The organism is Serratia sp. AS12, from assembly GCF_000214195.1.
GTDB classification, from domain to species: domain Bacteria; phylum Pseudomonadota; class Gammaproteobacteria; order Enterobacterales; family Enterobacteriaceae; genus Serratia; species Serratia plymuthica.
On record NC_015566.1, the window covers coordinates 3836611 to 3860847 of the forward strand.

Consider the following 24237-nt stretch of genomic DNA (forward strand, 5'->3'; position numbering starts at 1 on the left):
TCCGACGGGTTGCGCCCCTTTTTTTATCGCTGATGCAGGTTACAAATGCATACCCAGCGTCTGGCGCAGATGGGCACCGGCGCCCAACAAGCCCGGTTGTGCATGGGTGATCATAAAGACCGGGATATCATGCACATAATCCTTGAAACGCCCTTTATCTTCAAACGCCGCGCGGAAACCGGATGCCTTGAAGAACTCCATAAAGCGCGGCACGATGCCGCCGGCGATGTAAACGCCGCCGAAAGTGCCGAGATTCAACGCCAGGTTGCCGCCAAAGCGCCCTAAAATAACGCAGAACAGCGACAAGGCACGGCGGCAGTCAATGCAACTGTCGGCCAGCGCGCGCTCGGTGATGTCCTTTGGCTCGAGCTTTTCCGGCAGGCGTTGATCGGACTTGACGATAGCGCGGTAGAGATTGACCAACCCCGGGCCGGACAACACGCGCTCGGCGGAGACGTGCCCCACTTCTGCCCGCAGCACCTCAAGAATGCTATCTTCCTCTTCGCTGTTCGGCGCAAAATCAACGTGGCCGCCTTCCCCCGGCAAGCTCACCCAGCGGCGGTTAACGTGCACCAGGTGCGCCACCCCCAGGCCGGTGCCTGCGCCGTACACCGCAATCGGCCTGTCTTTCTGCGCGCTGCCGCCGCCGAACTGCAACACATCGTCTGGCGTCAACATCGGGATCGCCATCGAGACGGCGGTAAAGTCGTTGATCACTTCCAGATGGCTAAGCCCCAGATTGGCTTGCATCTCTTTGATCGAGAACGCCCAGGTGTGGTTGGTCATCGCCACCCAATCTTCGGTGACCGGACAGGCAATCGCGATGCAGGCGTCCTGCACCTGAATATCCTGCTCCTTCAGATAGTGGCGGATCACCGCCTCCAGGCTGTCAAACTCCAGGCCGGAATAGGTTTTTGCCTGGGTAATTTCACCCGTCGCCACAGTGCACAACGCCAGGCGGGCATTCGTCCCGCCAACATCACCTACGAGGGCATAGGTCATCAGTATCTTCTCCGCAAAATGAATAATAGAAAGCTGCCCACACTGTAAAATCCCGCCGCAAAAACAACAATCACCATCCTTCGCGCTGCCATCCATTAGCGATCCAGATCACAAAAAACGTTTCAGCTTGGCGGTTATGCCGCAGTTTGAAACAAATTGCGGCAAAAAAACGTGCCGTGGCGGCTGTTAACCGTCATAACAGAGAGGCACTATTAATCAGCTGGCGCCCTTTGCCTGTCGGCCATTGCTTTACATGCCGACGTCCCTTTTTGTCTGGCAAGCCGGGGCACAACCCAATCACCCATTCTCCCTGCCGCTCAGGGGGCCATTGACAAGGGATCCTTGCATGCTGCACCCGCGCGCCAATACCATGTTGGCTTTCGCCCTGCCCGCTCTCGTTATCGGTTCAGCCTCAAGCCTGGTGCTTATTCTGGTGATGAAATTCGCCGACGCGCTGCAACGGCTGCTTTGGGTGAACATTCCCGCAGCCTTGAATATCGATACCCACTCGCCCTGGTGGCTGCTCAGCATTCTGACGCTGGCCGGTATCGCCGTCGGGCTGATTATCCGTTATATGCCAGGCCATGCGGGACCGGATCCGGCTACCGAATCGCTGATCGGCATGCCGTTGCCGCTTTCTGCCGTGCCCGGCCTCGGGCTGGCGTTAATCATTGGTCTGGCGGGCGGCGTGAGCCTGGGGCCGGAAAACCCCATCACCGCCATCAATATTGCGTTGGTGGTCGCTGTAGGTTCGCGGCTGTTGCCGAGAGTGCCGCGCATGGACTGGATTATTCTCGCCGCCGCCGGCACCATCGGCGCGCTGTTTGGCACCCCGGTTGCAGCCGCGCTGATCTTTTCGCAAACGCTGGCCGGCAATAACGACGTACCGCTGTGGGATCGGTTGTTTGCCCCGCTGATGGCGGCAGCGGCGGGCGCGGTGACCACTCAGCTGTTTTTCACACCGAACTTCGCGCTGCAAATTGACGCCTATGCCGCCACCCGGCTGACGGATATTTTCAGTGGATCCATCGTCGCCCTGATCGCCATCGCGCTGGGTATGGTAGCGCTGTGGAGCTTTCCCCATCTCCATCGCCTGTTCCATTCACTGAAAAACCCGGTGCTGATGCTGGGCCTGGGCGGTTTTGCGCTCGGTGTACTGGCGCTCATCGGCGGGGAGATCACGCTATTTAAAGGGTTGGACGAAATGAAGCGGCTGGCTGCCGGGGAGAACTTCTCGGTCACGGAGCTGCTGCTGATTACCCTGACCAAGCTGGCGGCGTTGGTGATTGCCGCTGCCAGCGGTTTTCGCGGCGGGCGTATCTTCCCGGCGGTGTTTGTCGGGGTGGCGCTGGGCCTGATGCTGCATCAGCACGTCCCGGCTGTACCGGCGGCCATCACCGTCTCCTGTGCCATTATGGGGCTGGTGCTGGTGGTCACGCGTGATGGCTGGCTCAGCCTGTTTATGGCCGTCGCGGTGGTGCCGGAGCTGCACCTGCTGCCGGTGCTGTGCATTGTGATGCTGCCCGCCTGGCTGGTTCTGGCGGGCAAACCCTTGATGTTGGTGGGCAAACGCCAACCGCCGCACGACGATTAAGCCAGCGCGTATTCCGCAGCGGCGCGCGCATGGATAGCGGTAGTGTCGAACACCGGCACCGAAGCATCCTGCGCGCTGACCAGCAGGCCAATCTCGGTACAGCCGAAAATAATGCCCTGCGCGCCCCGCTGTTCCAGGTCACCGATAATGCGGCGATACTCATCGCGTGATGCGTCACGGATTATCCCCAGACACAGCTCTTCATAAATAATGCGATGCACGATATCGCGATCGGCTGCGGTTGGGGTGACGACCTCGATGCCGTGCCGCTCTTGCAACCGCCCGCGATAAAAATCCTGCTCCATGGTAAAACGCGTGCCAAGCAGCCCGATGCGGCGGATCCCCTGTTGACGCACCTGCAACGCCGTGGCGTCGGCGATATGAATCAGGGGCAGGCCGCTGGCCTGTTCAACCGCATCCGCCACCTTGTGCATGGTGTTGGTGCAGATGACGATGGCCTCCGCGCCTGCGGCCCGTAACGACGCGGCTGCTGCGGCCAGCAGACGCCCCGCGCCGTCCCAATCCCCTTGATGCTGCAGGCGTTCAATCTCGTGAAAATCGACGCTGTAGAGAACGATCTTGGCCGAATGCAGGCCGCCAAGACGCGCCTTCACCTGTTCATTGATCATGCGGTAGTAAGGGAGGGTCGATTCCCAGCTCATACCGCCCAACAAACCCAACACTTTCATCGTTTTTTCCCCACCTCGTTGCCGTATCTCCCCGACACTACCGGAGAATCGCAGTGATGACGATGCCTTATTTCACGCCGGAACTGGCCGGTTGACGCGCTTCGAACCAGCGTTGACGCAGCGTGTCGTACACCCAGTTATAAATCATGGTGTACGGCAGGAAGAACAGGAAGAAACCGATCTCCAGCATAAAGGCCTGCGCGAAGGAAATATTCAGCATCCAGGCAGCAATCGGCACACCGATCAGGACAAACCCGGCCTCAAAACCCAGAGCGTGGAACCCCCGCACTTTAAGATTACGCACCACACGGCCCACCGGCCACAGGCGGTCAAACACCGTGTTATAAATCATGTTCCAAAGCATAGCGACGGTCGACAACATCACCGCCAACGCACCGATCTGTACCATAGAACGGTTGAGCAACCAGGCACCCAGCGGGGCGCAAATCATCACGGCAATGGCTTCAAAACCAACGGCATGGACGATACGTTCAATGAAAGACTTGTTTTGCAGTTGCATACATCACCTGTTTTTTTACCCTATGAATCTTTGAGGGCGCAGCAAGTCGCGCCCGCCTTAATCGGCGCTAATTGACTCGCTCCCTACTAAAGCCAGGTGATTATCATCGGTTTTTTGGGTAAGTTAAAGATAGATTCCATCGATAAAGTAGATACGTCATGCGCTATTCACCCGAAGCCCTGCAGGCATTTGTCGAAGCCGCCGCCCTCGGCTCTTTTTCTGCCGCCGCACGCAAGCTACGCAAAAGCCAGTCAACCATCAGCACCGCCATCGCTAACCTGGAGGCGGATCTCGGTTTGCTCTTGTTCGATCGCCAGGCGCGGCAACCGGTATTGACCCCCGCCGGCCGTAAGGTGCTCGGCCATGTTCAGGAGATCCTCGCCGCCAGCGAACGGCTTGACGCGCTGAGCATCCGCCTGGCGGACAAGACAGAACCCCGGTTAACCATCGTATTTTCCGATACCTACCAGCCGAACCACCACGACCGGCTGATGCTGCACTTTGAGCGGCGCTATCAGGATATTGAACTGGAATGCATGATTGCCGAGGACGGCGACGTGCTCGATCTGCTGCAAAGCGGTCGTGCACACCTTGGCATGGTAGAAGTTCAGCCCAGTTATCCGCCGGATATCGCCTTCGCGCGGCTGCCGGAGCAAACCGAAATGGGGCTGTTCGTCGCCCGATCGCACCCGCTGGCACAAACGGCCTCGCCAACGCATGAACAGTTATCCAGCACGCGCCAGCTGTATTTGAATACCTACACTGGCGCAAGCGCGGCACGGCCCCAGGGGTTGGTGTGGTCCGCGCCGAGCTATCTGATGCTGCTGGAAATGGCGGAACAAGGTTTTGGCTGGGCCACGTTGCCAAACTGGCTGGTGAAACAGTACGGCCACGACAAATTAACCGAGTTGAAGCCGCGCGGTTGGCCGAAGCTGATTTCCGTGGATGCGGTGTGGTCGAAGTTGTCCCCGCCGGGGCCGGCGGGGTACTGGTTGCTGGAGCGCTTGCTGGAAAGCGCGGAAGATCAGGCCGCCGCGTTGCGTGATTGAATGGCGCGCGAAACGGTATCCAGCAATTCGGGAATGTCCATCTTCGGCAGCACCACTTCCACGAAGGCCAACTGCTGGCTGTCGCCCACTTCGCGCAATGCCTGGCGCAGTTGCTCCGGTTCGGTGACCCGCAGCGTTTTCACCTGATGCTCGCCGGCCAGCGCCTGCGGCAGTTGCGTCCAGTTCCACTGAGCGATGTCGTTGTAGCGCTGCTCCGGCCCATGAATCGCCCGCTCGACGGTATACCCCTCATTATTCAGCAGGAAAATCACCGGTTTCAGCCCGTCGCGCAGCATCGAGCCAATCTCCTGCGCAGTGAGTTGCGCCGATCCGTCACCGATCAGCAACACCACCCGGCGAGCCGGCTCCGCCGTCTGCGCGCCAAACGCCGCCGGCAAGGTGTAACCGATAGACCCCCACAGCGACTGAACGATAAACCGGCAACCCTGCGGCAGGCTCAACGCCGCAGCGCCAAAACAGGCGGTGCCTTGCTCGGCGATCACAATGTCGTCCGGCCGCAAGAAGTCCTGTATCTGTTGCCAGAAGCCATGCTGGTCCAGACCGCTGCCGTTCGGCTCCGGCAATGCCGGCCGTTTGATCACCGGCAACTGCCATTGTTTCGCCAACGACAGCGTCAACTGGTGCAACGCTTTTACCGCGTCACACATCGGGATCTGGCTGAATACCTGCTGCCCGACCCGCGCTTCAAAAGGTTGGATATCGATACACTTCTCCGCGGGCAAGTGATGGCTGAAACCGGCGGTAATGGTATCGGTAAAGCGCACGCCGACGGTAATCACCGCATCGGCATTCTCAATCAGCTGCTTCACCTGCGGATCGCTGGCCGCACCGGCATAAGTGCCGGTAAAGCAGGCATGGGTTTCATCCAATACGCTCTTGCCGAGCAACAGCGTCGAATGCGGCATGTCTACCTCATTCATCCACTGTTCCAGCACCCTTTCGGCGCCAAAACGTTCAGCCAGGAAATCGGCCAACAGAGAAACCCGCCGTGCCGGCAGCAGCATTTCTCGCGCTGCGGCGATAAACGCCTGCAACGACGCCTGTGAAAGATGGGCCTGTCGCAGCATCAGCGGCGCCGGCCGTGACGCCAGCGGCGCCTCCGCCACGTCGCTCGGCAACATCAGGTAAACCGGGCGGCGTTCAAACAGCGCGGTGGTCAGCAGGCGATCTATTTCCGCCTCGGCGTTGGCGGCGGTGAGGCTGGCCTGGGCGACGGTCACTTCTTTGGCCATGCGGGCAAAGTGGCCAAAATCCCCGTCCCCCAGCGAGTGGTGCAGTAAATCGCCGGCCCGCTGCGCGCGCAGCGCCGGTGCCCCAACCACGTGGATCACCGGTAAATATTCGGCATAGCTGCCGGCAATACCATTTACCGCGCTCAGTTCGCCCACGCCAAAGGTGGTGAGTAAAGCGGCTGCCGGTTTGCAGCGTGCATAACCGTCTGCGGCATAGGCGGCATTGAGTTCGTTGGCACACCCCACCCAGGTGATCTGCGGGTGAGCAATCACGTGATCGAGAAACTGCAGGTTGTAGTCTCCGGGCACACCAAAGAAGTGCCGGATGCCGATCTGGGCTAAACGATCGAGTAGGTAATCGGCCACCGTATAGCTTTTACTCATGATCATCACCTGCCAAAGGTTACAATTGTTAGTTTTAAGTATCAAATATGTTGTAAAAATGTCGAGTTTTGTGTTTAAAAAGCGAATGGCAACCCTGCGTTACATCCCCGCATTCGCCACGAGCATTTACCTGCTTCATGGGCCGTATTTAAAAACTTGACGGTGATTTAGCGTGATCGCGGGCTCTGACAACGGGAGTGAAAACGCATACACTAAAATTCACTCTCACCTCTGCCGAAAAGGGTTTGTATGCTTTACCAGGCTGATTCTTCGCGTTATCAAAATATGGAATATCGCCGCTGCGGACGCAGCGGGCTGAAATTGCCCGCGGTTTCGCTCGGCTTATGGCACAACTTTGGCGACACCACCTTGTATGACAATGCGCGCAAACTGATTCATTGCGCGTTAGATCGCGGCATCACCCACTTCGATCTGGCCAATAACTATGGACCGCCACCCGGCTCCGCCGAGGAGAACTTTGGCCGCATCCTCAGTGCAGATCTGAAACCCTGGCGCGATGAGCTGATCATCGCCTCGAAGGCCGGTTATACCATGTGGCCAGGCCCTTACGGCGACTGGGGTTCGAAGAAGTATCTGGTCGCCAGCCTGGACCAAAGCCTGCAACGCATGGGGCTGGAATATGTGGATATCTTCTATCACCACCGCCCGGATCCGGATACGCCGCTGGAGGAAACCATGGGCGCGCTGGATCTGCTGGTACGCCAGGGCAAGGCGCTGTACGTCGGGTTGTCCAACTACCCAGCCGACCGCGCGCGCCAGGCATTCGAGATTCTGCACCGGCTCGGCACGCCTTGCGTGATCCATCAGCCGAAATACTCCCTGTTCGAGCGCTGGGTTGAACCGGAGTTGCTGGATACGCTCGAAGAACATGGCGTCGGTTCCATTGCATTCTCCCCGCTGGCCGGCGGCCTGCTGACCGATCGTTACCTGCACGGCATTCCGCAAGATTCACGTGTCGCCAGCGGCAGCCAGTTCCTGCAACCCGATCAGCTCACCGACGCAAAACTGGAAAAGGTGCGCCAGCTTAATGCCCTGGCGCAACAGCGTGGGCAGAAGCTGTCGCAGATGGCGCTGGCCTGGGTATTGCGCGGCGATCGCGTGACTTCGGTGCTGATTGGCGCCAGCAAGACCAGCCAGATTGAAGATGCCGTCGGCATGCTGGCTAACCGCACTTTCAGCAGCGACGAAATCGCCCAAATCGAACGGATATTAATGTAATCGCTTACAATTATCGCCGGGCGCATGGCCGGCGATAACCTCCGCAGTGCCAGACAAATCTTAAATCCTCATCTCATCGCCGCTTTTCAGAATCCCACTAAGATTCAACCCTATCCGCAGGCGCTAATATACCGATATTGCAGTAAAAAAATTATAAGGCCGGTTAATGATGAACGCGCTTCATTAACCGGCCAACCCGCTGCGGCGGAAAGGAGAAGCCATGTTTAAACCTCTGTTATTGGCCGCCTTATTGGTGGCGTCGACGGTACCTGCCATCCAGCAGGCGCATGCAGAAGGCCTCAGTATCAATCTGATGCCGGGCGTATCGCTGCGCATTGGCGAGGAAGATAATCGCGGCCGTTATTGGGACGGCTACGACTGGCGCGACCGCGACTGGTGGCAAGGCCATCAGGGCCGCTACCTGGGCGATCGCAGCCGCCGGGGCTATTACTGGGATGGTTATCGCTGGCGCGATAACGATTACTGGCGCAAAAATTATTACTATCATGATGGCCGCTATCGCAAATTCGATAAGCATTACTACAAGCATCACGAAAAACATCATTGGAAAAAAAATCACCATGATGACGATCGCGGTCGTCGCCATCACGACGATGATTGATGCCAAAAGGCCAGCGTAACGCTGGCCTTTTCGATCACAGCACGCTGCTGACCAGCAGATAGCCGTTCAGGCCGACGACCACCAACACAATCAGTTTACCCAGCGTCTGTATGCTCCGGCTGTTCACCATCTCCCCCATCAGTTCCCGGTTACCGGTAAAGGCGAGCAGCGGCACCAGCGCCAACGCAATGCCGAAGCTCAGCAGCACCTGGCTCAACACCAGAATGCGCGTGGCATCCATCCCCAGCATAATGACGATAAACGACGGCAGCATAGTGACCACCCGGCGCACCCACAGCGGAATGTAAAAGCGTACGAATCCCTGCATCACCACCTGCCCCGCCAGCGTCCCCACGACGGTGGAGGACAGACCGGCGGCCACCAGGCTCAGCCCGAAGAGCGTCGCCGCCGCCTGGCCCAACACCGGCTGCAGTGTCAGATAGGCCAGATCAAGATCGGCCACACCGCTGTGCCCATTGAAGTGGAAGGTCGCAGCGGCGGTTGCCATCATTGCCAGGTTAACAAAACCGGCGATGGTCATGGCGATGGCGACATCGACCTTGGTGGACGCATACCGATCCGCCTTTGAATTCTCGCCGGCAGCCTGGGTTAGCGACGAATGCAGATAAATCACGTGTGGCATGATGGTAGCCCCCAGCACACCGGCGGCCAGATATACCGCATCGCCATTCGGCAGATCCGGGATCGCCATGCCTTTTAACAGCGGGCCAAGCTGCGGTTGGGAAAACGCCAGTTCCACCATATAGGCAGCGGCAACAAACAGCAGCAGCCCGCCGATCGCCATCTCCAGCGGTTTTTGGCCGCGTTTTTGCAACATCAGGATCAGAAAAGTGGCGATACCCGTCAGGATGGCGCCCTCAAGCAGCGTAACGCCCAACAGCAGTTTGAAACCTATCGCCGCGCCGATAAACTCCGCCAGGTCAGTGGCCATCGCAATGATTTCCGCCTGCACCCAATAAGCCCATACGGCCGGGCGTGGAAAGCGATCGCGGATGTGTTCCGCCAGGTTTTTGCCCGTGGCGATACCGAGTTTGGCGGACAACAACTGGATAAGCATCGCCATGACGTTGGCCCAGACCACAACCCACAGCAGGCTGTAACCCAAAGAGGCGCCAGACTGGATATTGGTGGCGAAGTTGCCGGGATCGATATAACCGATGGCCGCGATAAATGCGGGCCCCATCAGCGACAGTTTGATTTTTCTGGACGGGCGACGGGTGTTCTCAACCACGCGACTGTTTGGCATACCCTGAACCCTTAGTCTGATAAACTAAGGGTTATTTTATGTAAATGAGAATAATTATCAAGCGCATTTGTGACGGTAAAACTTATCTCTGTAATCGGGGATAACTCAGGTTTTAACGAAGGGTGTAACGTGCAGGTTACACTTTTCTGCCCTTCAGCGAGGCATATTCCAAACGAAATACGCCTGATAATCAAATTAGCACAAGAATAGGAATTTCATATGGATTCAGTAACCCATTGATTTTTTATGTTTTAGTGTAATAATTTAAGACATTTCCCATTACGACTTTCCATATTTGCAATGGACCTCTCGTTTTTAAACGTGGCGTTACATAAAATGACATCCGAAATTCAGCCTGCCTCAAGTTTGGAGCAAACATGTCCCATATTGCGCACTTTGCGTTAGCGTTGGTGGTGGTTGCGATCCTGGCACTGTTAGTGTGCCGCGATCGTAAAAGCATCCGCATTCGCTACGTTATTCAACTGTTGGTTATTGAAGTACTGCTGGCCTATTTTTTCCTGCATTCGGAAGCGGGTTTAGGCTTTGTAAAAGGATTCGCGGCGCTGTTCGACAAGCTGCTCGGGTTTGCGGGGCAAGGGACTGATTTTGTATTCGGCGGTATGGGTGATAAAGGTCTGGCCTTCTTCTTCCTGAAGGTACTGTGCCCAATCGTCTTCATCTCTGCGCTGATCGGTATTCTGCAATACATCAAAGTGTTGCCGTTTATCATCCGGATTATTGGTACCGTGCTGTCAAAAGTAAACGGAATGGGCAAGCTGGAGTCGTTTAACGCCGTCAGCTCGCTGATCCTGGGCCAATCTGAAAACTTCATTGCCTATAAAGATATCTTGGGCAAGATGTCGGAAAAACGCATGTACACCATGGCGGCAACCGCGATGTCTACGGTTTCCATGTCCATCGTGGGTGCTTACATGACCATGCTGGACGCCAAGTTTGTGGTTGCGGCGCTGGTACTGAACATGTTCAGCACCTTTATCGTGCTGTCATTGGTCAACCCGTATGACACCAGTAAAGAAGAAGAACTGCATCTGGGCAATCTGCACGAAGGCCAGAGCTTCTTCGAAATGCTGGGTGAATACATTCTGGCAGGCTTCAAAGTAGCTATTATCGTTGCTGCCATGCTGATCGGCTTTATCGCCCTGATCGCTGCGCTCAACGGTCTGTTCAGCGCCATCTTCGGTCTGAGCTTCCAGGAAATCCTGGGCTACTTCTTCTATCCATTCGCCTGGATCATGGGGATTCCTAAGCACGAAGCCCTGCAGGTGGGCAGCATCATGGCGACCAAATTGGTCTCCAATGAGTTCGTGGCCATGATGGAGCTGCAGAAAGTCTCTGCCGAGCTGTCGCCACGCAGCATGGGCATTCTGTCGGTGTTCCTGGTTTCCTTCGCCAACTTCTCTTCCATCGGTATTGTGGCCGGTGCGATTAAAGGGCTGAATGAGCATCAGGGCAACGTAGTTTCCCGCTTTGGTCTGAAGCTGGTTTACGGTTCTACGCTGGTCAGCCTCCTGTCTGCGTCCATCGCGGGCCTGGTTCTGGGCTAAGCCGAAACGGCAACAACGGAAAGGTCGCTTCGGCGGCCTTTTTTATTGCCCACAGTTTAGAAAGCAGCAAAGACAGAAAGCAAAAAGCCGACCCTGAGGTCGGCTTTTTAAAGAGTGGTGGAGCTAGACGGGATCGAACCGTCGACCTCTTGCATGCCATGCAAGCGCTCTCCCAGCTGAGCTATAGCCCCACAAAAGTGGTACGCTTTGACCGGCGTTACGGTATTCCCCAACCTTTCTGAGATAAAGGTTGGTGGAGCTAGACGGGATCGAACCGTCGACCTCTTGCATGCCATGCAAGCGCTCTCCCAGCTGAGCTATAGCCCCAATCCACAAACACAAAATCCTGTGAACGGGGCGCATAATATGAAACCCCCGAAACACTGTCAACGGCTAAATTGAATTACTCGATCAAGCGCTGAAAAAGCCGCCAAATCAGCGCGTTTAGCGCTAAAAAATAGCCATTGCGGATAAAAATCAGCCAGACATAAAAAAAGCCCTGCGGAACGCTCCACAAAGCTTTATCTGTTATCGCGTCATCTTGCCACCGGCTTACAACCTGGCGGCACGGGGTCAACCTATCAGGCCTGAGCTTCGCGCCCGGCGATGTAGGCCAGCGCCAGGTCGATACGCTGCAAAGAACGCGCCTGGCCGATTGCATGCACGGTCACATCCATACCCGGTGACTGACCGGCGCCGGTTACCGCTACGCGCAGCGGCATGCCCACCTTGCCCATACCTACGCCCAGCTCATCAGCGGTGCCCTGAATGGCGTCATGCACGTTCTCCGGCGTCCAGGCACTGACAGCAGCCAGTTTGGCGCGTACCGCTTCCAGCGGCTGACGTGCCACCGGGCGCAGGTGCTTCTTGGCGGCGTCAGCGTCGAATTCGCTGAAGTCTTCATAGAAGTAGCGGCAGGACTCGGCCATTTCCTTCAGCGTCTTGCAGCGCTCGCCCAACAGCTTGACGATATCTTTCAGCTCAGGGCCGTTACGAGTCTCAATGCCAAGCTGCTCAACATGCCACGCCAGATACACCGCAACTTCTTCCGCCGGCATATGGTTAATGTAATGGTGATTCAGCCACTGCAACTTCTCGGTATTGAAAGCGCTGGCGGATTTGTTGATCGCTTCCAGGGTAAAGAACTCTTTCATCTCATCAATAGAGAAGATTTCCTGGTCACCGTGAGACCAACCCAGGCGCACCAAATAGTTCAGCAACGCCTGCGGCAGGTAACCGTCATCGCGGTACTGCATCACGCCCACCGCGCCATGGCGTTTTGACAGTTTTTTGCCGTCATCGCCCAGGATCATGGAAACGTGCGCATATTCCGGTACCGGCGCACCCAGCGCTTTCAGAATGTTGATCTGGCGAGGGGTGTTGTTGATGTGGTCTTCGCCGCGGATCACGTGGCTGATTTCCATATCCCAGTCGTCCACCACGACGCAGAAGTTGTAGGTTGGCGAACCGTCGGTACGGCGGATGATCAGATCGTCCAGCTCCTGGTTGCTGAATTCGATAGGGCCGCGGATCTTGTCATCGAAGATAACCGAGCCTTCCTGCGGGTTACGGAAACGCACCACGCACGGCTCATCATCGGTGTGGCTGTCCTGGCTGTCGCGGCAGTGGCCGTCGTAACGCGGTTTTTCACCGTTTTCCATCTGCGTTTCACGCAGCGCTTCCAGACGCTCCTTCGAGCAATAGCATTTATAGGCGGTATCCTGCACCAGCATGTCGTCAATCACCGCGTTATAACGGTCAAAACGCTTGGTCTGGAAGTACGGACCTTCGTTCCAATCCAGGTTTAACCAGTTCATGCCATCCATAATTGCGTCGATAGCGTCCTGCGAGGAACGTTCCAGATCGGTATCTTCGATACGCAGAACGAACTCACCGCCCGAATGGCGGCTGAACAACCAGGAGTAAAGCGCAGTACGGGCGCCACCGACGTGAAGATAGCCGGTTGGGCTCGGTGCAAAACGGGTTTTGATTTTCATTGGTTTCACTGCCTTATTACGCAACGCGGGTCGGCGGTTGCCGACGATTGCTCGGAATTGAAAAAAGTGGGCAACATTGTACCACCCCCCGCTAATTCCTCAACGCCGACACGATATTGCCGCACCTGTTTTCGTTATCGCTGCGGCGCATTTCGCATAACAATGTGCAAAGAATCATCATTGGCGGTGATAAATATCGCATCCTGTTTAAATTTGCGGCGAACGATTGAAATCATTTTAAAAACCGTTGACTCACTTTGAACTATCCCTATAATGCGACTCCAACAAGACGGGGCGATTAGCTCAGTTGGTAGAGCATCTCCTTTACACGGAGGGGGTCGGCGGTTCGAGCCCGTCATCGCCCACCATCTTGTTGAGCAGTAAAGCAGTAAGAAATGAGAAGAATGAGGGTGATTAGCTCAGTTGGTAGAGCATCTCCTTTACACGGAGGGGGTCGGCGGTTCGAGCCCGTCATCACCCACCACTCATTCTCTTGTTTAGCAGTACCCGGAAGTTCTGAAGTGGGTGATTAGCTCAGTTGGTAGAGCATCTCCTTTACACGGAGGGGGTCGGCGGTTCGAGCCCGTCATCACCCACCACTTCTGCGGGTCGTTAGCTCAGTTGGTAGAGCAGTTGACTTTTAATCAATTGGTCGCAGGTTCGAATCCCGCACGACCCACCAATACAGAAAAAAGCGCCTTACGGCGCTTTTTTCGCATCTGTAGCCCGGAAATCACCATAACCTCTATTACCTGATCCCCCCTTTTACCGCCCATAAAAAAGGCGCTGCAAGCAGCGCTCTCTAGTCATAAATAACAAGTCACCCAATCCCCTAATTTAAGTTGCCGTCAACACACACGCAACTTGAAGTATGACGGGTATATCAGGCCGCCAGCGTCGCTCCGCCGTCAATCACGATATCCTGCAGGGTAATATGGCTGGCGCGATCGGAAGCCAGGAACAAAATGGCATCGGCAATTTCCTGCGGTTGGGCGATCTTGCCCAGTGGGATACCCAGCTTGAACTGCTCCGGAAAACCGTTAATGGTGTTCTGTTCACCGCTTTCGTCCTGCCACATGCCACGCTGCATCGGCGTGTTGGTCGAACCGGGCGAAACCAGATTGCAACGCACGCCATAAGGCGCCACTTCCAACCCCACGGTTTGGCACAGGCTGCGCAACGCCGCCTTGGAAGCGCAATAGGCCGCCATGCCGACGCGCGGCACATGCGCCGCGTTAGAGGCTACGCTGACAATCGCGCCACGCCGCTGGCGACGGAACACCGGCAAGGCATGGCGGAACATATTGAACGCCCCGCCGGCATTGACCGCCATACAGGCCAGCCAGTCTGCAGTGCTGGTTTCATCTGCCAGCCCCATCCGCAGAATACCGGCGCCGTTCACCAGCACGTCCAGTGCTGGCTGTGCTGCCAGCAAACGCCCGCACAAACTGTCTACCGCATCGCTATCGGCGACATCCAGCACTTCGGTGCGGAACGGGTATTCCGGTTCGTCGAAACGCAGGTCGAAGCCAATTACCTCGGCACCGGCCCTAACAAACGCCAACGCCGTCTCCAGGCCAATACCGGCACCCGCGCCGGTAACCCAGACCCGCTTACCGGCAAAATCCCCGTCTTTATCCATCAGGATTTCCCCTGCGACAACATTGCCCACCAGCTGTCAATGGTCGGGTTTTTGGCCAACGCGATAAAATCAATATCGCTGCGGATTTTACGCCAGCGCGCGGCCAACTCCATGATACGCACCGAGTCCAGACCGTAGTCGATCAGGTTCTCATCGTCGCCCATGTCTTCGCTGTCTTCATCGAGGAACGGCATAATTTGCAGGCGCAACGCAGCTTTGCTGGCGATGCCCGGCAGCAGCTCGGCGGTAGTCACCACGCGGCCACAGCGGCCTGCGGTGTAACGCAGCGCCATCAGATGTTCGTCGCGGGAGAAATCCGCCAGACCGTCAGCCACCATAAACGGCTGGATATTGCGCATAAAGGCATCGATGGCGGTAGTCATGCAGCCGATATGGGCATACACGCCGCAAATGATCAGCTGATCGCGCCCCGACTCCTGCAGGATTTCCTGCAGCGGCGAACGGTGGAAGGCGCTGTAACGCCACTTCACCAGAACCGTATCGTCATCTTCCGGTGCCAGAGCCTGAACCACCGCCTGCTGCTCCGGGTGTTTATTCAGCCCTGGCCCCCACATATCGTTCAGCAATGCACGGTCTTCGTCGCTTTGCTGATTAGGCTGCGCGGTATAAAACACCGGAATACCCTGTGATTTGCAGTAGCGGCGCAGATTGGCAATGTTCTCTACCAGCTGTTTAATCAATGGGCTGCCTTCACCCCAGAAATTCAGGAAATACTGCTGCATATCGTGGATCAGTAACGCAGCCCGCTGCGGTTCTACCGTCCAACTCACTTTGTTGGTCGGCAGTTCAGCCTGCGTCGGCAGTGCGTAATCATTAAGTTTAGGTATGGCCATGACTTATTCTCCCTGGGCCTGAGTCAGTGATTGCGTCTCCAGGCGTTGACGCAACCGTTTTTTATCCACTTTTCCTACCGGGGTGAGCGGCAGCGTATCGACCTGTATAAAGCGGTCAGGTAATTTAAATTCGGCCACGCCCTCTGCACGCAAATGGCGGCGCAGCACCACCGGCTTCAACGCGCTGGCGGCGATAATAAAGGCGCAGCTCTTCTCGCCCATCAGCTCATCCGGCATGGAAACCAGCGCCGCATTGATCACCTCCGGGTGGCGCAACAGCAGGTTTTCGATCTCCTCGGCGGCGATCTTCTCCCCACCGCGGTTGATCTGATCTTTCTGACGCCCTTCCACCTTCACATAGCCGTCTTCAGTCAGGCTGATCAGATCCCCGGAACAGTAAAAACCGTCTTTATCAAAGGCGGCGGCGTTATGTTCGGGGCTTTGGTAATAACCGCGGAAGGTGTAAGGGCCCCGGGTCATCAGGCGCCCGGTTTGCCCCACCGGCAGCCGGTTACCCTCGTCATCGGCCACCCACAGTTCGTCGTCCGGCGACATCGGGCAGCCCTGAGTGGTGAGAATATGCCGATCGTCATCGTCCAACCGGGTGTAATTCACCAGACCTTCCGCCATGCCGAAGACCTGCTGCAACTGGCAGCCGATTTCCGCCGGAATACGCGCGGCCAAGGTCTCACTCAGCTTGGCGCCTCCCACCTGCAACAGCTTAAGGCTGGCCAAGGGTTGACCACCGCCCCACTCTTCAATCGCCTGTAGCCACAGCGTCACCGCCGGCGGCACCAGCGCCGTCACGTTAATCTGGTGCTGCTCGATCAAACGGAAGCATTGCCCGGCATCCGGATCGCTGGCGAACACCACCAGACCGGCGCCATAAAACACGCCGAGTACGCCCGGAGAACTCATCGGGTAGTTATGCGCCACCGGCAGCGCGCACAGGTAGCGGGTATGCGCATCGAAATGGCAAATTTCCACGCTGCGGCGGATGCTGTAGTAGTAATCATTGTGGGTGCGCGGGATCAGCTTTGGCGTGCCGGTGCTGCCACCGGAAAGCTGGAAGAACGCCACCTGGTCAGCCGGAGTCGGTGTCGCGATAAAATCGTCGGTATCCTCTTCCAACCAGGCGGCCAGCGACTGCTCGCCTTCCGCCTGGCTGCGCAGCCCCACTACGCGCAATGAAGGATTTTCGTCGCGAAACGTCGTGAGGAATTCGTCGTTGCCGAACAGGCCATGCTGGCGATCGGCAATCAGCAGCGCAGGTTTGATTTGTGCGGCATAAGCCTTGAGTTCGTTGCGTTGATGGCTGAACAGCGCGTTCACCGGCACCACGCCAATTTTCAACAGCGCAAAGAAGGCCACATAAAACTCGACCACGTTGCCCAACTGCACCAGAGCGGTATCGCCACTGTGCAAGCCCCGACGTTGCAGCGCGGCGGCCAGCCGGTCAGAAAGTTGATTGAGCCGGCGATAGCTCAGGCTGCGCTGCGGGTCGATCAGCGCCACGGCGTCATTTTTGGCCTGGCGGGCAATAATGTCGGTCAATGGCCGGTCGGTCCAATAACCGCGTTCACGATAACGACGGGCCAACGCCTCAGGCCAGGGAGTAAAATCAATGCTCATGGGTATGCCTATCCTTGGTTCAGGCCAAACGCCCGCGAAATGGTACTGAGTTTGGTGCCGGTTTCACGCCATTCGGATTCCGGCGAAGAGTCTTGCACGATGCCTGCACCGGCAAACAGCCGCACCTGATTGCCCTGCACGGTGCCGCAACGAATGGTCACGACCCACTCGCCGTTGCCTTCGGCATCGCACCAGCCGACAATGCCGCCGAACAGGCCGCGATCAAAGGGTTCAAGCTGTTTGATCACCTGATGCGCAAGCTGGGTTGGCGTGCCGCACAAAGCCGGAGTCGGGTGCAACAGGCAGGCCAGCGAAAGCGCATTTTCCGCCCGGCTGGCGGCTTCGCCATCAATAGGCGTAGACAGGTGCCACAGCGTGGTGGTGCTCAATAATTCAGGGGATGACGGGATGTTCAAGTGGCGGCAGCGGTCGGCCAATACCTGGCGCATGCCTTCGGTGACGAACTTGTGCTCATAAAGGTCTTTGTCCGACACCAATAGCTGTTGGCTGATTTCACGGTCCCGCTGCGGATCGGCATCGCGGCGGGCAGAGCCGGCCAGCGGATTGGAATGGAACTGCGCGCCGGATTTACGCAACAGCAATTCCGGGCTGGCGCCCACCAGCGCCCCTTGCTCAAGCGGTACGTGGAAGTGGAAACCGTTAGGGTTCTGGGCGATGATGCGCGCCATCAGCGCCTGGCGATCAACAGGTTCGCGGGTTTCAATCTCCAGCAGGCGCGACAGCACCACTTTATCCAACCGGTCGCCACGGGTCGCCTGCACCGCATCGGCAACCATCTGCATGAAGGGCTGCTGGGCAGGCACTTCGGTTTGCCGGGTAATTTCCGGCAAGGTGTCCTGCGGCTGCGTTACGCCGGCCAAAAAGGCATCGCGTTCAAACCACTGAGTTTGCTGGGGAATAAACAACACTGAAGGTTGATGAGTATCAAAAGGAATGGCGCCACAGAGTACCGGGTTCTTCACGCCGGCCAGTTTCGCTTCGGCGAAAGCGTGCCGTACTTCTCGCTGAAACTCCCCATTCACCTGGTCCCCGCCCGCAGCGGGCAGCGTGATTTTGGCGAAGCAGCCTTGCGTACTCAGGCTACGGAAAGGAGAGGTAAAGAAGAAGCCCGAGGTGGGCGAAACGCCTGCAGTATTCAGTTCGCTCTCCTTGCTTTGCGGTTTCTTTTGGCCGGCACCCTTTACAGTCACGCTCATCGGTACTCCATTTCTCTTCGTGAATGATAACAAACATAATAATGATTATCATTTATGTTTGACCGCGTTAAAGTACCCTTGGAAATTTGCCATGTCAATAATTGTAAACAGCTCCTCTCCTCTTCATCGTGGTAGAAAATCAGCAGCATAAATTATATAAATGATAAGTATTACTATTTAAAACCTAAGGACTTTCTTTATGAAGAAGAACCTGATCTTCGGCCTGGCACTGTTCGGGCTAGCGGCAATCAGCGCCGCTCACGCCGCCGATGCCAGCTGGCCGCGTAACATTGAAACCTCACGCGGCGTGATCACCCTCAATCAGCCTCCTGCCCGTATCGTTTCTACCAGCGTTACCGTCACCGGCACCCTGCTGGCCATCGACGCACCGGTCGTCGCCAGCGGGGCAACCACGCCCGGCAGCCGTCTGGCGGACAAACAGGGATTCTTCCGTCAATGGAGTGACATCGCCGCGCAACGCGGCGTTAAACGCCTGTACATCGGCGAACCCAATGCGGAAGCCATCGCCGGTGTTGCGCCCGACCTGATTATCATCTCGGCCACCGGCGCCGATTCCGCCCTGCGCCTGTACGATCAGCTCTCTGCCATCGCCCCGGTGCTGGTGGTCAATTACGACGACAAAAGCTGGCAAGAACTGGCCGCAGAACTGGGCCAGGCCACCGGGCATGAAGCCCAGGCGCATAAGGTCATTAGCGATTTTGATGCGCGTGAAAAAGCGCTGAAACAGCGCATGACGCTGCCTGAACAGCCGGTCTCCGCGTTGGTGTTTGGTTCGGACGGCAAAACCGCCAATCTGTGGACCGCCGACTCCTCTCAGGGGCAGATGCTTAAACAGCTCGGTTTCACCCTGGCGGTACCGCCCGCCAAATTGAACAACAGCCGCAGCATGGGCGTGCGTAAAGACATTATTCAGTTGAGCGGCGAGAACCTGGCGGAAGGCCTGAACGGCCAGACGCTGATGCTGTTCGCCAACGGCGACGCCGACGCGCAACGCCTGCTGGCCAATCCTTTTCTCGCTCACCTGCCGGCGGTGCAACACAAACGGGTTTACGCGCTGGGCAACGATACCTTCCGGCTGGATTATTACAGCGCCGGCAACTTGCTGACGCTGTTGGAAAAACAGTTTATTTCTCGGTAGTCTCGCTGGCGGGCTGGAGCTTTTCGCCCTGCCCGCCGCTGCCCACCTGGCGCAAACCGCGCATGGCGAAAGCCAATACCACACCCAGCACCGCCACCCCAAAACCAAAACGGGTCGACGTCATCGCCGGCAGCATTAACGCCCCCATTGCCCCCAGCAGTAACGCCCCCAGCGCATCGCCCACGACGTTTTGCGCCGTCCACAGGCCATTGATGCGCCCCAGGAATGCGTCCGGCGTCAGGTTCTGAATCAGCCCGTACTGCAACAATGAGTTCACCGCGCTCAGGTAACCAAAAATCACCAGGAAAAACAGTGCCAAACCGTACCACGGCATCAGACCGAACAGACCGATGGCGACGAACGCACCTATCGCCGTCATCAACATCATCCAGCCCGGCCGCGCTACGTGAGCGACCCGGCCGCTGGTGAAAGCGCCAATCGCCGCGCCGAGCGGGACAGCAGAATACATAAAGCCCAATTGCGCAGCGCTGACGTGCCACATGCCGGACATCGCCGGATATAACACCCGCACCGCACTGGCCATGGTCAGCAGCGCGCCGATCAGCGCCACCATGCCGATTACCCGGTTGCGGAACAGGAAGCCGAAACCACCGACCAATGCGCGCAGCGGGTGTTCGCGCGGTTGTGGCGGCGGTGCCAACTGCGGCAGACGCAGCAAGGGGATCAACGTCAGTAAAGTGCCCAACGCCGCCAGGCCGTAGTTCCACATCACGCCGGAGTGAGCGATCACCAGGCCTCCTATCGCCGGCGACAGGATCGAGCCAAAACGCACCGTCAGCATACTGATGGCGCCGGCCTGGACGATGTTTTCACGCCCCACCAACGCCGGCGTGGCGGCCAGCAGCGCCGTCACCCCGACCGCACCGAAGAAACCGTCCCACACGGCCAGCAAATAAATCGCCGTTAACGAAGGGGTCGGCAAGGCGGCGTTCAGGCACAGCCCGATAAAGCCAATGCCGCAGGTGGAGCGAGCAAACAGGATCAAACGGCGGCGCTCGTAGCGATCGGCCAACACGCCCCCCATCAGCAAACCGGCAAACATACCGCTGCCCGCCAGCGTCACGGACAGCCCGACCAACAGGGTCGAACCGGTCAACGCCTGGATCTGAACCGGGATCGCAATAGCCATCAATCCCAGCGCCAGAATGGAAATAAAACGCGCGCAAAATACGGCACGAAACGCGCCATTGGTCTTAAGCAGGCCAAAATCCAGCAAAATAGAGGGCTTACTCATCAGCTTTCTCACCACAACTTAGGAAAAGGGACAGCGTCTGTGCTGCAATAGCGAAGGGAGTCATGGTAACATAGATGAAAGCAATCAATAATGATAATAAATATCATTTATATTCAATTAAATAACGGATTGTTATGTTACGGACTACACGCAATGGCACACCGTCCATTCCAGCCCCCAGGGATCGTCTTATTAGCGGCACTCCCCACTCATTTCGTCGCAAACTATCGGGTTTGCTGCTTGCCGTTTGCGCGCTGTTGGCCGTGATGCTGCTCAGCCTGTCGCTCGGCGCTAAATCCATCCCATTCGATACGGTTGTCCAGGCGCTGAACGGTCAATGCCGTGGAGCGGATTGCACCATCATTACCGAAGCCAGATTGCCGCGCACGCTGGTGGGCGTATTGGCCGGCATTGCGCTGGGCCTGTCCGGCGTATTGATGCAAACCCTCACCCGCAACCCACTGGCCGATCCGGGCATTCTCGGCGTGAACGCCGGAGCGGGATTTGCCGTGGTACTGGGCATCACCTTCTTTGGGGCCGCCGAGGTTAGCCAATACCTGTGGTTCGCCTTTGCCGGGGCGATGTTCGCTGCACTGCTGGTCGCGTTGATCGGCGCTCTTGGCGGCAGCAGCCTGAACCCGGTCCGCCTGACGTTGGCCGGTGTCGCGCTGGCGGCGGTGCTGGAGGGAATGACCTCAGGGATTTCTCTGCTGAATCCGCTGGTGTTCGATCAACTGCGGTTTTGGCAGGCCGGTTCGCTGGATATTCAAAATATGCAGGTGGTGCGTACCGTCACCCTGCCGATCCTGCTGGGCACGCTAATCACACTGTGGATGAGCAAATCGCTTAACAGCCTGAGCATGGGCAGCGAATTGGCCACTGCGCTGGGCACCGGCATCGTCCGCACCCAATTGCTGGGCCTGCTGGCGATCACCCTGCTGTGCGGGGGCGCCACCGCCGCCGTCGGACCGATTGCTTTCATCGGCCTGATGATGCCGCACATTGCCCGCCGGCTGGCGGGATCCGAGCTGCATTGGATGCTGCCGTGGACGCTGGTATTGACCCCCATCCTGCTGCTGAGCGCCGATCTGATTGGCCGCTTCCTGGTGGCCGGCGAACTGCGCGTTTCCATCGTGACCGCCCTGATTGGCGCACCGCTGCTGATCATGCTGGTGCGCCAACGCCATATGTTCAGGAGGCAGCGCTAATGTCGATGTTGGCTGCCCGTCTGATGACCGATCAAAAATTGCGTGCCCTGTCGCGGCCGGCGCTGACCGCGTCGATACTGGCGCTTGCCTGCGGGGTACTGGCGATTTACGCTCTAGGTTCCGGTTCCCTTTCGCTTGACGCCACGCAGGTGATCGACGCTCTCCTCGGCAAAGGCCCGGCAAACCTGACGGTAATAGTCACCCAGTGGCGCCTGCCACGCGTCACTATGGCGTTGCTGTTGGGTGCCGCACTCGGGATCAGCGGCGCCATTTTCCAGTCTCTGCTGCGCAACCCGCTCGGCAGCCCGGACGTGATTGGCTTCAATACCGGCGCCTACAGCGGCGTATTGGTAGCCATAGTATTGTTTAACGGCGGCGTTATCGGCATCACCTCCGGGGCACTGGCCGGCGGCCTGCTGACCGCCGCGCTGGTTTATCTGCTGGCATGGCGCAACGGTGTCGAGACTTTCCGTTTGATTATCGTCGGCATCGCCGTGCGCGCCCTGCTGGTCGCCGGTAATACCTGGCTTATCATCAGCGCCTCACTGGAATCCGCCATGACCGCCGGGCTGTGGAGCGCAGGGTCTCTTAACGGCATAAGCTGGGCGAAAAGCCTGCCGGTGCTGGCAGTGATCGCGCTGTGTTGCCTGCTGTTGCTGACGTTGTCACGCCGCATGCGGCTGCTGGAAATGGGTGACGATACCGCCTGCGCCCTTGGCGTGCCGGTGGAACGTTCGCGCGTACTGCTGCTGCTGATCGGCGTAACGCTGACCGCTGCCGCCACCGCCGTGGCCGGGCCGATCTCCTTTATTGCGCTGGTGGCGCCGCAGATTGCCCGCCGCCTGTGCGCCAACCGCAGCGTCCTGTTGCTGACCGCCCTGACCGGCGCGTTGTTGCTGCTGATCGCCGATGTCGCCGCCCAGCGCCTGTTTATGCCTTATCAACTGCCGGTAGGCGTGCTGACCGTCAGCCTCGGCGGCATTTATCTGATTTGGCTGTTAATCCGTGAGTCACGAAAAAAATGAATGCTGAACCCCTGCTGCCCGCGCCGCTGCGCGCTGAACATCTGACGCTAAGCTATGACAAGAAAATCGTAGCGAGCGATCTTTGCGTCTCTATCCCACAGGGCGAACTGACGGTGATTATCGGGCCGAACGCCTGCGGTAAATCTACCCTGCTGCGCACCCTCAGCCGCCTGATGCAACCGCAAGCCGGAACGGTCTGGCTGAACGGCAAGCACATCAGCGAATACGCAACCAAAGAGGTGGCTCGCCAGTTAGGCCTGCTGCCGCAAAGTTCGACCGCCCCCGGCGACATCACCGTCTTTGATCTGGTGGCCCGTGGCCGCTACCCGCATCAGCGTCTGTTCAGCCGTTGGCGCGAAGAAGACCAGCAAGCGGTGGAGCAGGCAATGCGTTCCACCGGCGTGTTTGAACTGGCTGAACAGCCGGTGGATACGCTTTCCGGCGGACAGCGTCAGCGGGTCTGGATTGCGATGGTGCTGGCGCAGCAAACGCCGCTGCTGTTGCTGGATGAACCGACCACTTGGTTGGACATTAGCCATCAGATCGACCTGCTGGAGTTGATGCGTCAGTTAAACCGTGAAAACGGCCACACGCTGGTGGTAGTGCTGCACGATCTCAACCACGCCTGCCGTTACGCCACCCATCTGATCGCCATGCGCGATGGCAAAGTCGTGGCCGAAGGTGCACCTAAGGATATCGTGACGCCGGAGTTGATCGAAGAAGTGTACGGCCTGCGTTGCATGATCATTGACGATCCGGTTTCGCACACGCCATTGGTGGTACCACTGGGGAAATCTCGGGGAAGTGATTTCTAGCAGATTTGAACGCGGCTCGCGGCGGTCCTAAAAGGACAAGGCCCATGAATGGGCCTTCAGACTGCTGACAAAGCCCGCTATTAGGGAGAGCGTGCCGAAGGGGTCGTAGCAGTTTTAGCTGCCGGAGCGCCCCTCGGTGCGCCAGGCCCGGGTATCTCGGACTCAAAGGCAACTTTGTCATAAACCTCAAGGCCCATTCATGGGCCTTGTCATGCAAGTAACAACGCTGCGGCTTGAAAGACGACGGGT

Annotated in this window: 20 protein-coding genes and 6 tRNA genes; 13 read left to right on the top strand and 13 right to left on the bottom strand. The window is 57.6% G+C overall.

Going from position 1 to position 24237, the window contains the following annotated elements:
• Window positions 1–39 precede the first annotated feature (39 nt).
• A complete protein-coding gene (gene glk / locus SERAS12_RS17965; RefSeq protein ID WP_143760067.1) occupies window positions 40–1005 on the bottom strand; it encodes a glucokinase in 966 nt (321 codons plus the stop codon).
• Between the two features lie 343 nt (window positions 1006–1348).
• Between glk and SERAS12_RS17970 the strand changes: the two genes are divergently transcribed.
• Entirely contained in the window at window positions 1349–2596 is a 1248-nt protein-coding gene (locus SERAS12_RS17970; RefSeq protein ID WP_013813973.1) for an ion channel protein, read from the top strand.
• Here SERAS12_RS17970 and SERAS12_RS17975 read toward each other — a convergent pair.
• Entirely contained in the window at window positions 2593–3285 is a 693-nt protein-coding gene (locus SERAS12_RS17975) for an aspartate/glutamate racemase family protein (RefSeq protein WP_013813974.1), read from the bottom strand. The two genes, SERAS12_RS17970 and SERAS12_RS17975, sit on opposite strands and share 4 nt — an antisense overlap.
• A 67-nt stretch (window positions 3286–3352) precedes the next feature.
• Window positions 3353–3805 (bottom strand): multidrug/biocide efflux PACE transporter, encoded by a 453-nt coding sequence (locus SERAS12_RS17980; protein WP_013813975.1) that lies wholly within the window; start codon window positions 3803–3805, stop codon window positions 3353–3355.
• Window positions 3806–3963: 158 nt separating this feature from the next.
• Between SERAS12_RS17980 and SERAS12_RS17985 the strand changes: the two genes are divergently transcribed.
• The gene (locus tag SERAS12_RS17985) at window positions 3964–4854 is read left to right on the top strand and encodes a LysR family transcriptional regulator (protein ID WP_013813976.1); all 891 of its coding nucleotides are present in this window, start codon (window positions 3964–3966) and stop codon (window positions 4852–4854) included.
• On the opposite strand, the gene SERAS12_RS17990 is transcribed toward SERAS12_RS17985, so the two are convergent.
• Window positions 4830–6491, bottom strand: a complete 1662-nt coding sequence (locus SERAS12_RS17990; protein WP_013813977.1) for an alpha-keto acid decarboxylase family protein — start codon at window positions 6489–6491, stop codon at window positions 4830–4832. The genes SERAS12_RS17985 and SERAS12_RS17990 overlap by 25 nt on opposite strands.
• A gap of 249 nt (window positions 6492–6740) precedes the next feature.
• Between SERAS12_RS17990 and mgrA the strand changes: the two genes are divergently transcribed.
• A complete protein-coding gene (gene mgrA / locus SERAS12_RS17995; RefSeq protein WP_013813978.1) occupies window positions 6741–7730 on the top strand; it encodes an L-glyceraldehyde 3-phosphate reductase in 990 nt (329 codons plus the stop codon).
• Window positions 7731–7950: 220 nt separating this feature from the next.
• The gene (locus SERAS12_RS18000) at window positions 7951–8352 is read left to right on the top strand and encodes a DUF2502 domain-containing protein (RefSeq protein ID WP_013813979.1); all 402 of its coding nucleotides are present in this window, start codon (window positions 7951–7953) and stop codon (window positions 8350–8352) included.
• A gap of 34 nt (window positions 8353–8386) precedes the next feature.
• Here SERAS12_RS18000 and SERAS12_RS18005 read toward each other — a convergent pair whose 3' ends face one another.
• Window positions 8387–9619 (bottom strand): Nramp family divalent metal transporter, encoded by a 1233-nt coding sequence (locus tag SERAS12_RS18005; RefSeq protein ID WP_013813980.1) that lies wholly within the window; start codon window positions 9617–9619, stop codon window positions 8387–8389.
• A gap of 377 nt (window positions 9620–9996) precedes the next feature.
• Here SERAS12_RS18005 and SERAS12_RS18010 point away from each other — a divergent pair, with 377 nt between their 5' ends.
• The gene (locus tag SERAS12_RS18010; protein ID WP_013813981.1) at window positions 9997–11184 is read left to right on the top strand and encodes a NupC/NupG family nucleoside CNT transporter; all 1188 of its coding nucleotides are present in this window, start codon (window positions 9997–9999) and stop codon (window positions 11182–11184) included.
• A gap of 115 nt (window positions 11185–11299) precedes the next feature.
• Here SERAS12_RS18010 and SERAS12_RS18015 read toward each other — a convergent pair.
• The 3 genes from SERAS12_RS18015 to gltX all read right to left on the bottom strand — a co-directional run bounded on the left by SERAS12_RS18015 (window position 11300) and on the right by gltX (window position 13181).
• Window positions 11300–11375, bottom strand: a tRNA-Ala gene (locus SERAS12_RS18015).
• Between the two features lie 60 nt (window positions 11376–11435).
• Window positions 11436–11511 (bottom strand) — tRNA-Ala (locus SERAS12_RS18020).
• Between the two features lie 254 nt (window positions 11512–11765).
• Window positions 11766–13181: a glutamate--tRNA ligase gene (gene gltX / locus SERAS12_RS18025; RefSeq protein WP_004947608.1), complete on the bottom strand. Its 1416-nt coding sequence runs from the start codon at window positions 13179–13181 to the stop codon at window positions 11766–11768.
• Window positions 13182–13473: 292 nt separating this feature from the next.
• Here gltX and SERAS12_RS18030 point away from each other — a divergent pair.
• From SERAS12_RS18030 to SERAS12_RS18045, 4 genes are all read left to right on the top strand, one after another.
• Window positions 13474–13549: transfer RNA gene (locus SERAS12_RS18030), tRNA-Val, on the top strand.
• A 40-nt stretch (window positions 13550–13589) separates the two neighbouring features.
• Window positions 13590–13665 (top strand) — tRNA-Val (locus tag SERAS12_RS18035).
• A gap of 39 nt (window positions 13666–13704) precedes the next feature.
• Window positions 13705–13780 (top strand) — tRNA-Val (locus SERAS12_RS18040).
• A gap of 7 nt (window positions 13781–13787) precedes the next feature.
• Window positions 13788–13863 (top strand) — tRNA-Lys (locus SERAS12_RS18045).
• Between the two features lie 201 nt (window positions 13864–14064).
• Here SERAS12_RS18045 and dhbA read toward each other — a convergent pair.
• From dhbA to SERAS12_RS18065, 4 genes are read right to left on the bottom strand one after another with little or no spacing between them, the layout of a single operon-like run.
• On the bottom strand, window positions 14065–14823 hold the full coding sequence (gene dhbA / locus SERAS12_RS18050; RefSeq protein WP_013813982.1) for a 2,3-dihydro-2,3-dihydroxybenzoate dehydrogenase: 759 nt from the start codon (window positions 14821–14823) through the stop codon (window positions 14065–14067).
• Window positions 14823–15677, bottom strand: coding sequence for an isochorismatase (locus SERAS12_RS18055; RefSeq protein WP_013813983.1), 855 nt, complete (start codon window positions 15675–15677; stop codon window positions 14823–14825). Before SERAS12_RS18055 ends, dhbA begins: the two co-directional genes overlap by 1 nt.
• A 3-nt stretch (window positions 15678–15680) precedes the next feature.
• Window positions 15681–17309 carry a (2,3-dihydroxybenzoyl)adenylate synthase gene (locus SERAS12_RS18060; RefSeq protein WP_013813984.1) on the bottom strand — a complete coding sequence of 543 codons (1629 nt, stop codon included), beginning with the start codon at window positions 17307–17309 and terminating at the stop codon, window positions 15681–15683.
• Between the two features lie 8 nt (window positions 17310–17317).
• The gene (locus SERAS12_RS18065) at window positions 17318–18526 is read right to left on the bottom strand and encodes an isochorismate synthase (protein ID WP_013813985.1); all 1209 of its coding nucleotides are present in this window, start codon (window positions 18524–18526) and stop codon (window positions 17318–17320) included.
• Between the two features lie 199 nt (window positions 18527–18725).
• Between SERAS12_RS18065 and fepB the strand changes: the two genes are divergently transcribed.
• A complete protein-coding gene (gene fepB, locus SERAS12_RS18070) occupies window positions 18726–19685 on the top strand; it encodes a Fe2+-enterobactin ABC transporter substrate-binding protein (RefSeq protein WP_013813986.1) in 960 nt (319 codons plus the stop codon).
• Here the strand turns inward: fepB and entS are convergent.
• Entirely contained in the window at window positions 19672–20940 is a 1269-nt protein-coding gene (entS, locus tag SERAS12_RS18075) for an enterobactin transporter EntS (RefSeq protein WP_013813987.1), read from the bottom strand. The two genes, fepB and entS, sit on opposite strands and share 14 nt — an antisense overlap.
• 134 nt (window positions 20941–21074) lie before the next feature.
• On the opposite strand from entS, the gene fepD reads away from it, so the two are divergent.
• From fepD to SERAS12_RS18090, 3 genes are read left to right on the top strand one after another with little or no spacing between them, the layout of a single operon-like run.
• Window positions 21075–22148: a Fe(3+)-siderophore ABC transporter permease gene (fepD, locus tag SERAS12_RS18080; protein WP_013813988.1), complete on the top strand. Its 1074-nt coding sequence runs from the start codon at window positions 21075–21077 to the stop codon at window positions 22146–22148.
• The gene (fepG, locus tag SERAS12_RS18085) at window positions 22148–23173 is read left to right on the top strand and encodes an iron-enterobactin ABC transporter permease (RefSeq protein ID WP_013813989.1); all 1026 of its coding nucleotides are present in this window, start codon (window positions 22148–22150) and stop codon (window positions 23171–23173) included. The genes fepD and fepG overlap by 1 nt, the downstream gene beginning before the upstream one ends.
• Window positions 23170–23988 (top strand): ATP-binding cassette domain-containing protein, encoded by an 819-nt coding sequence (locus SERAS12_RS18090; protein WP_013813990.1) that lies wholly within the window; start codon window positions 23170–23172, stop codon window positions 23986–23988. The genes fepG and SERAS12_RS18090 overlap by 4 nt, the downstream gene beginning before the upstream one ends.
• Window positions 23989–24237: the final 249 nt, after the last annotated feature.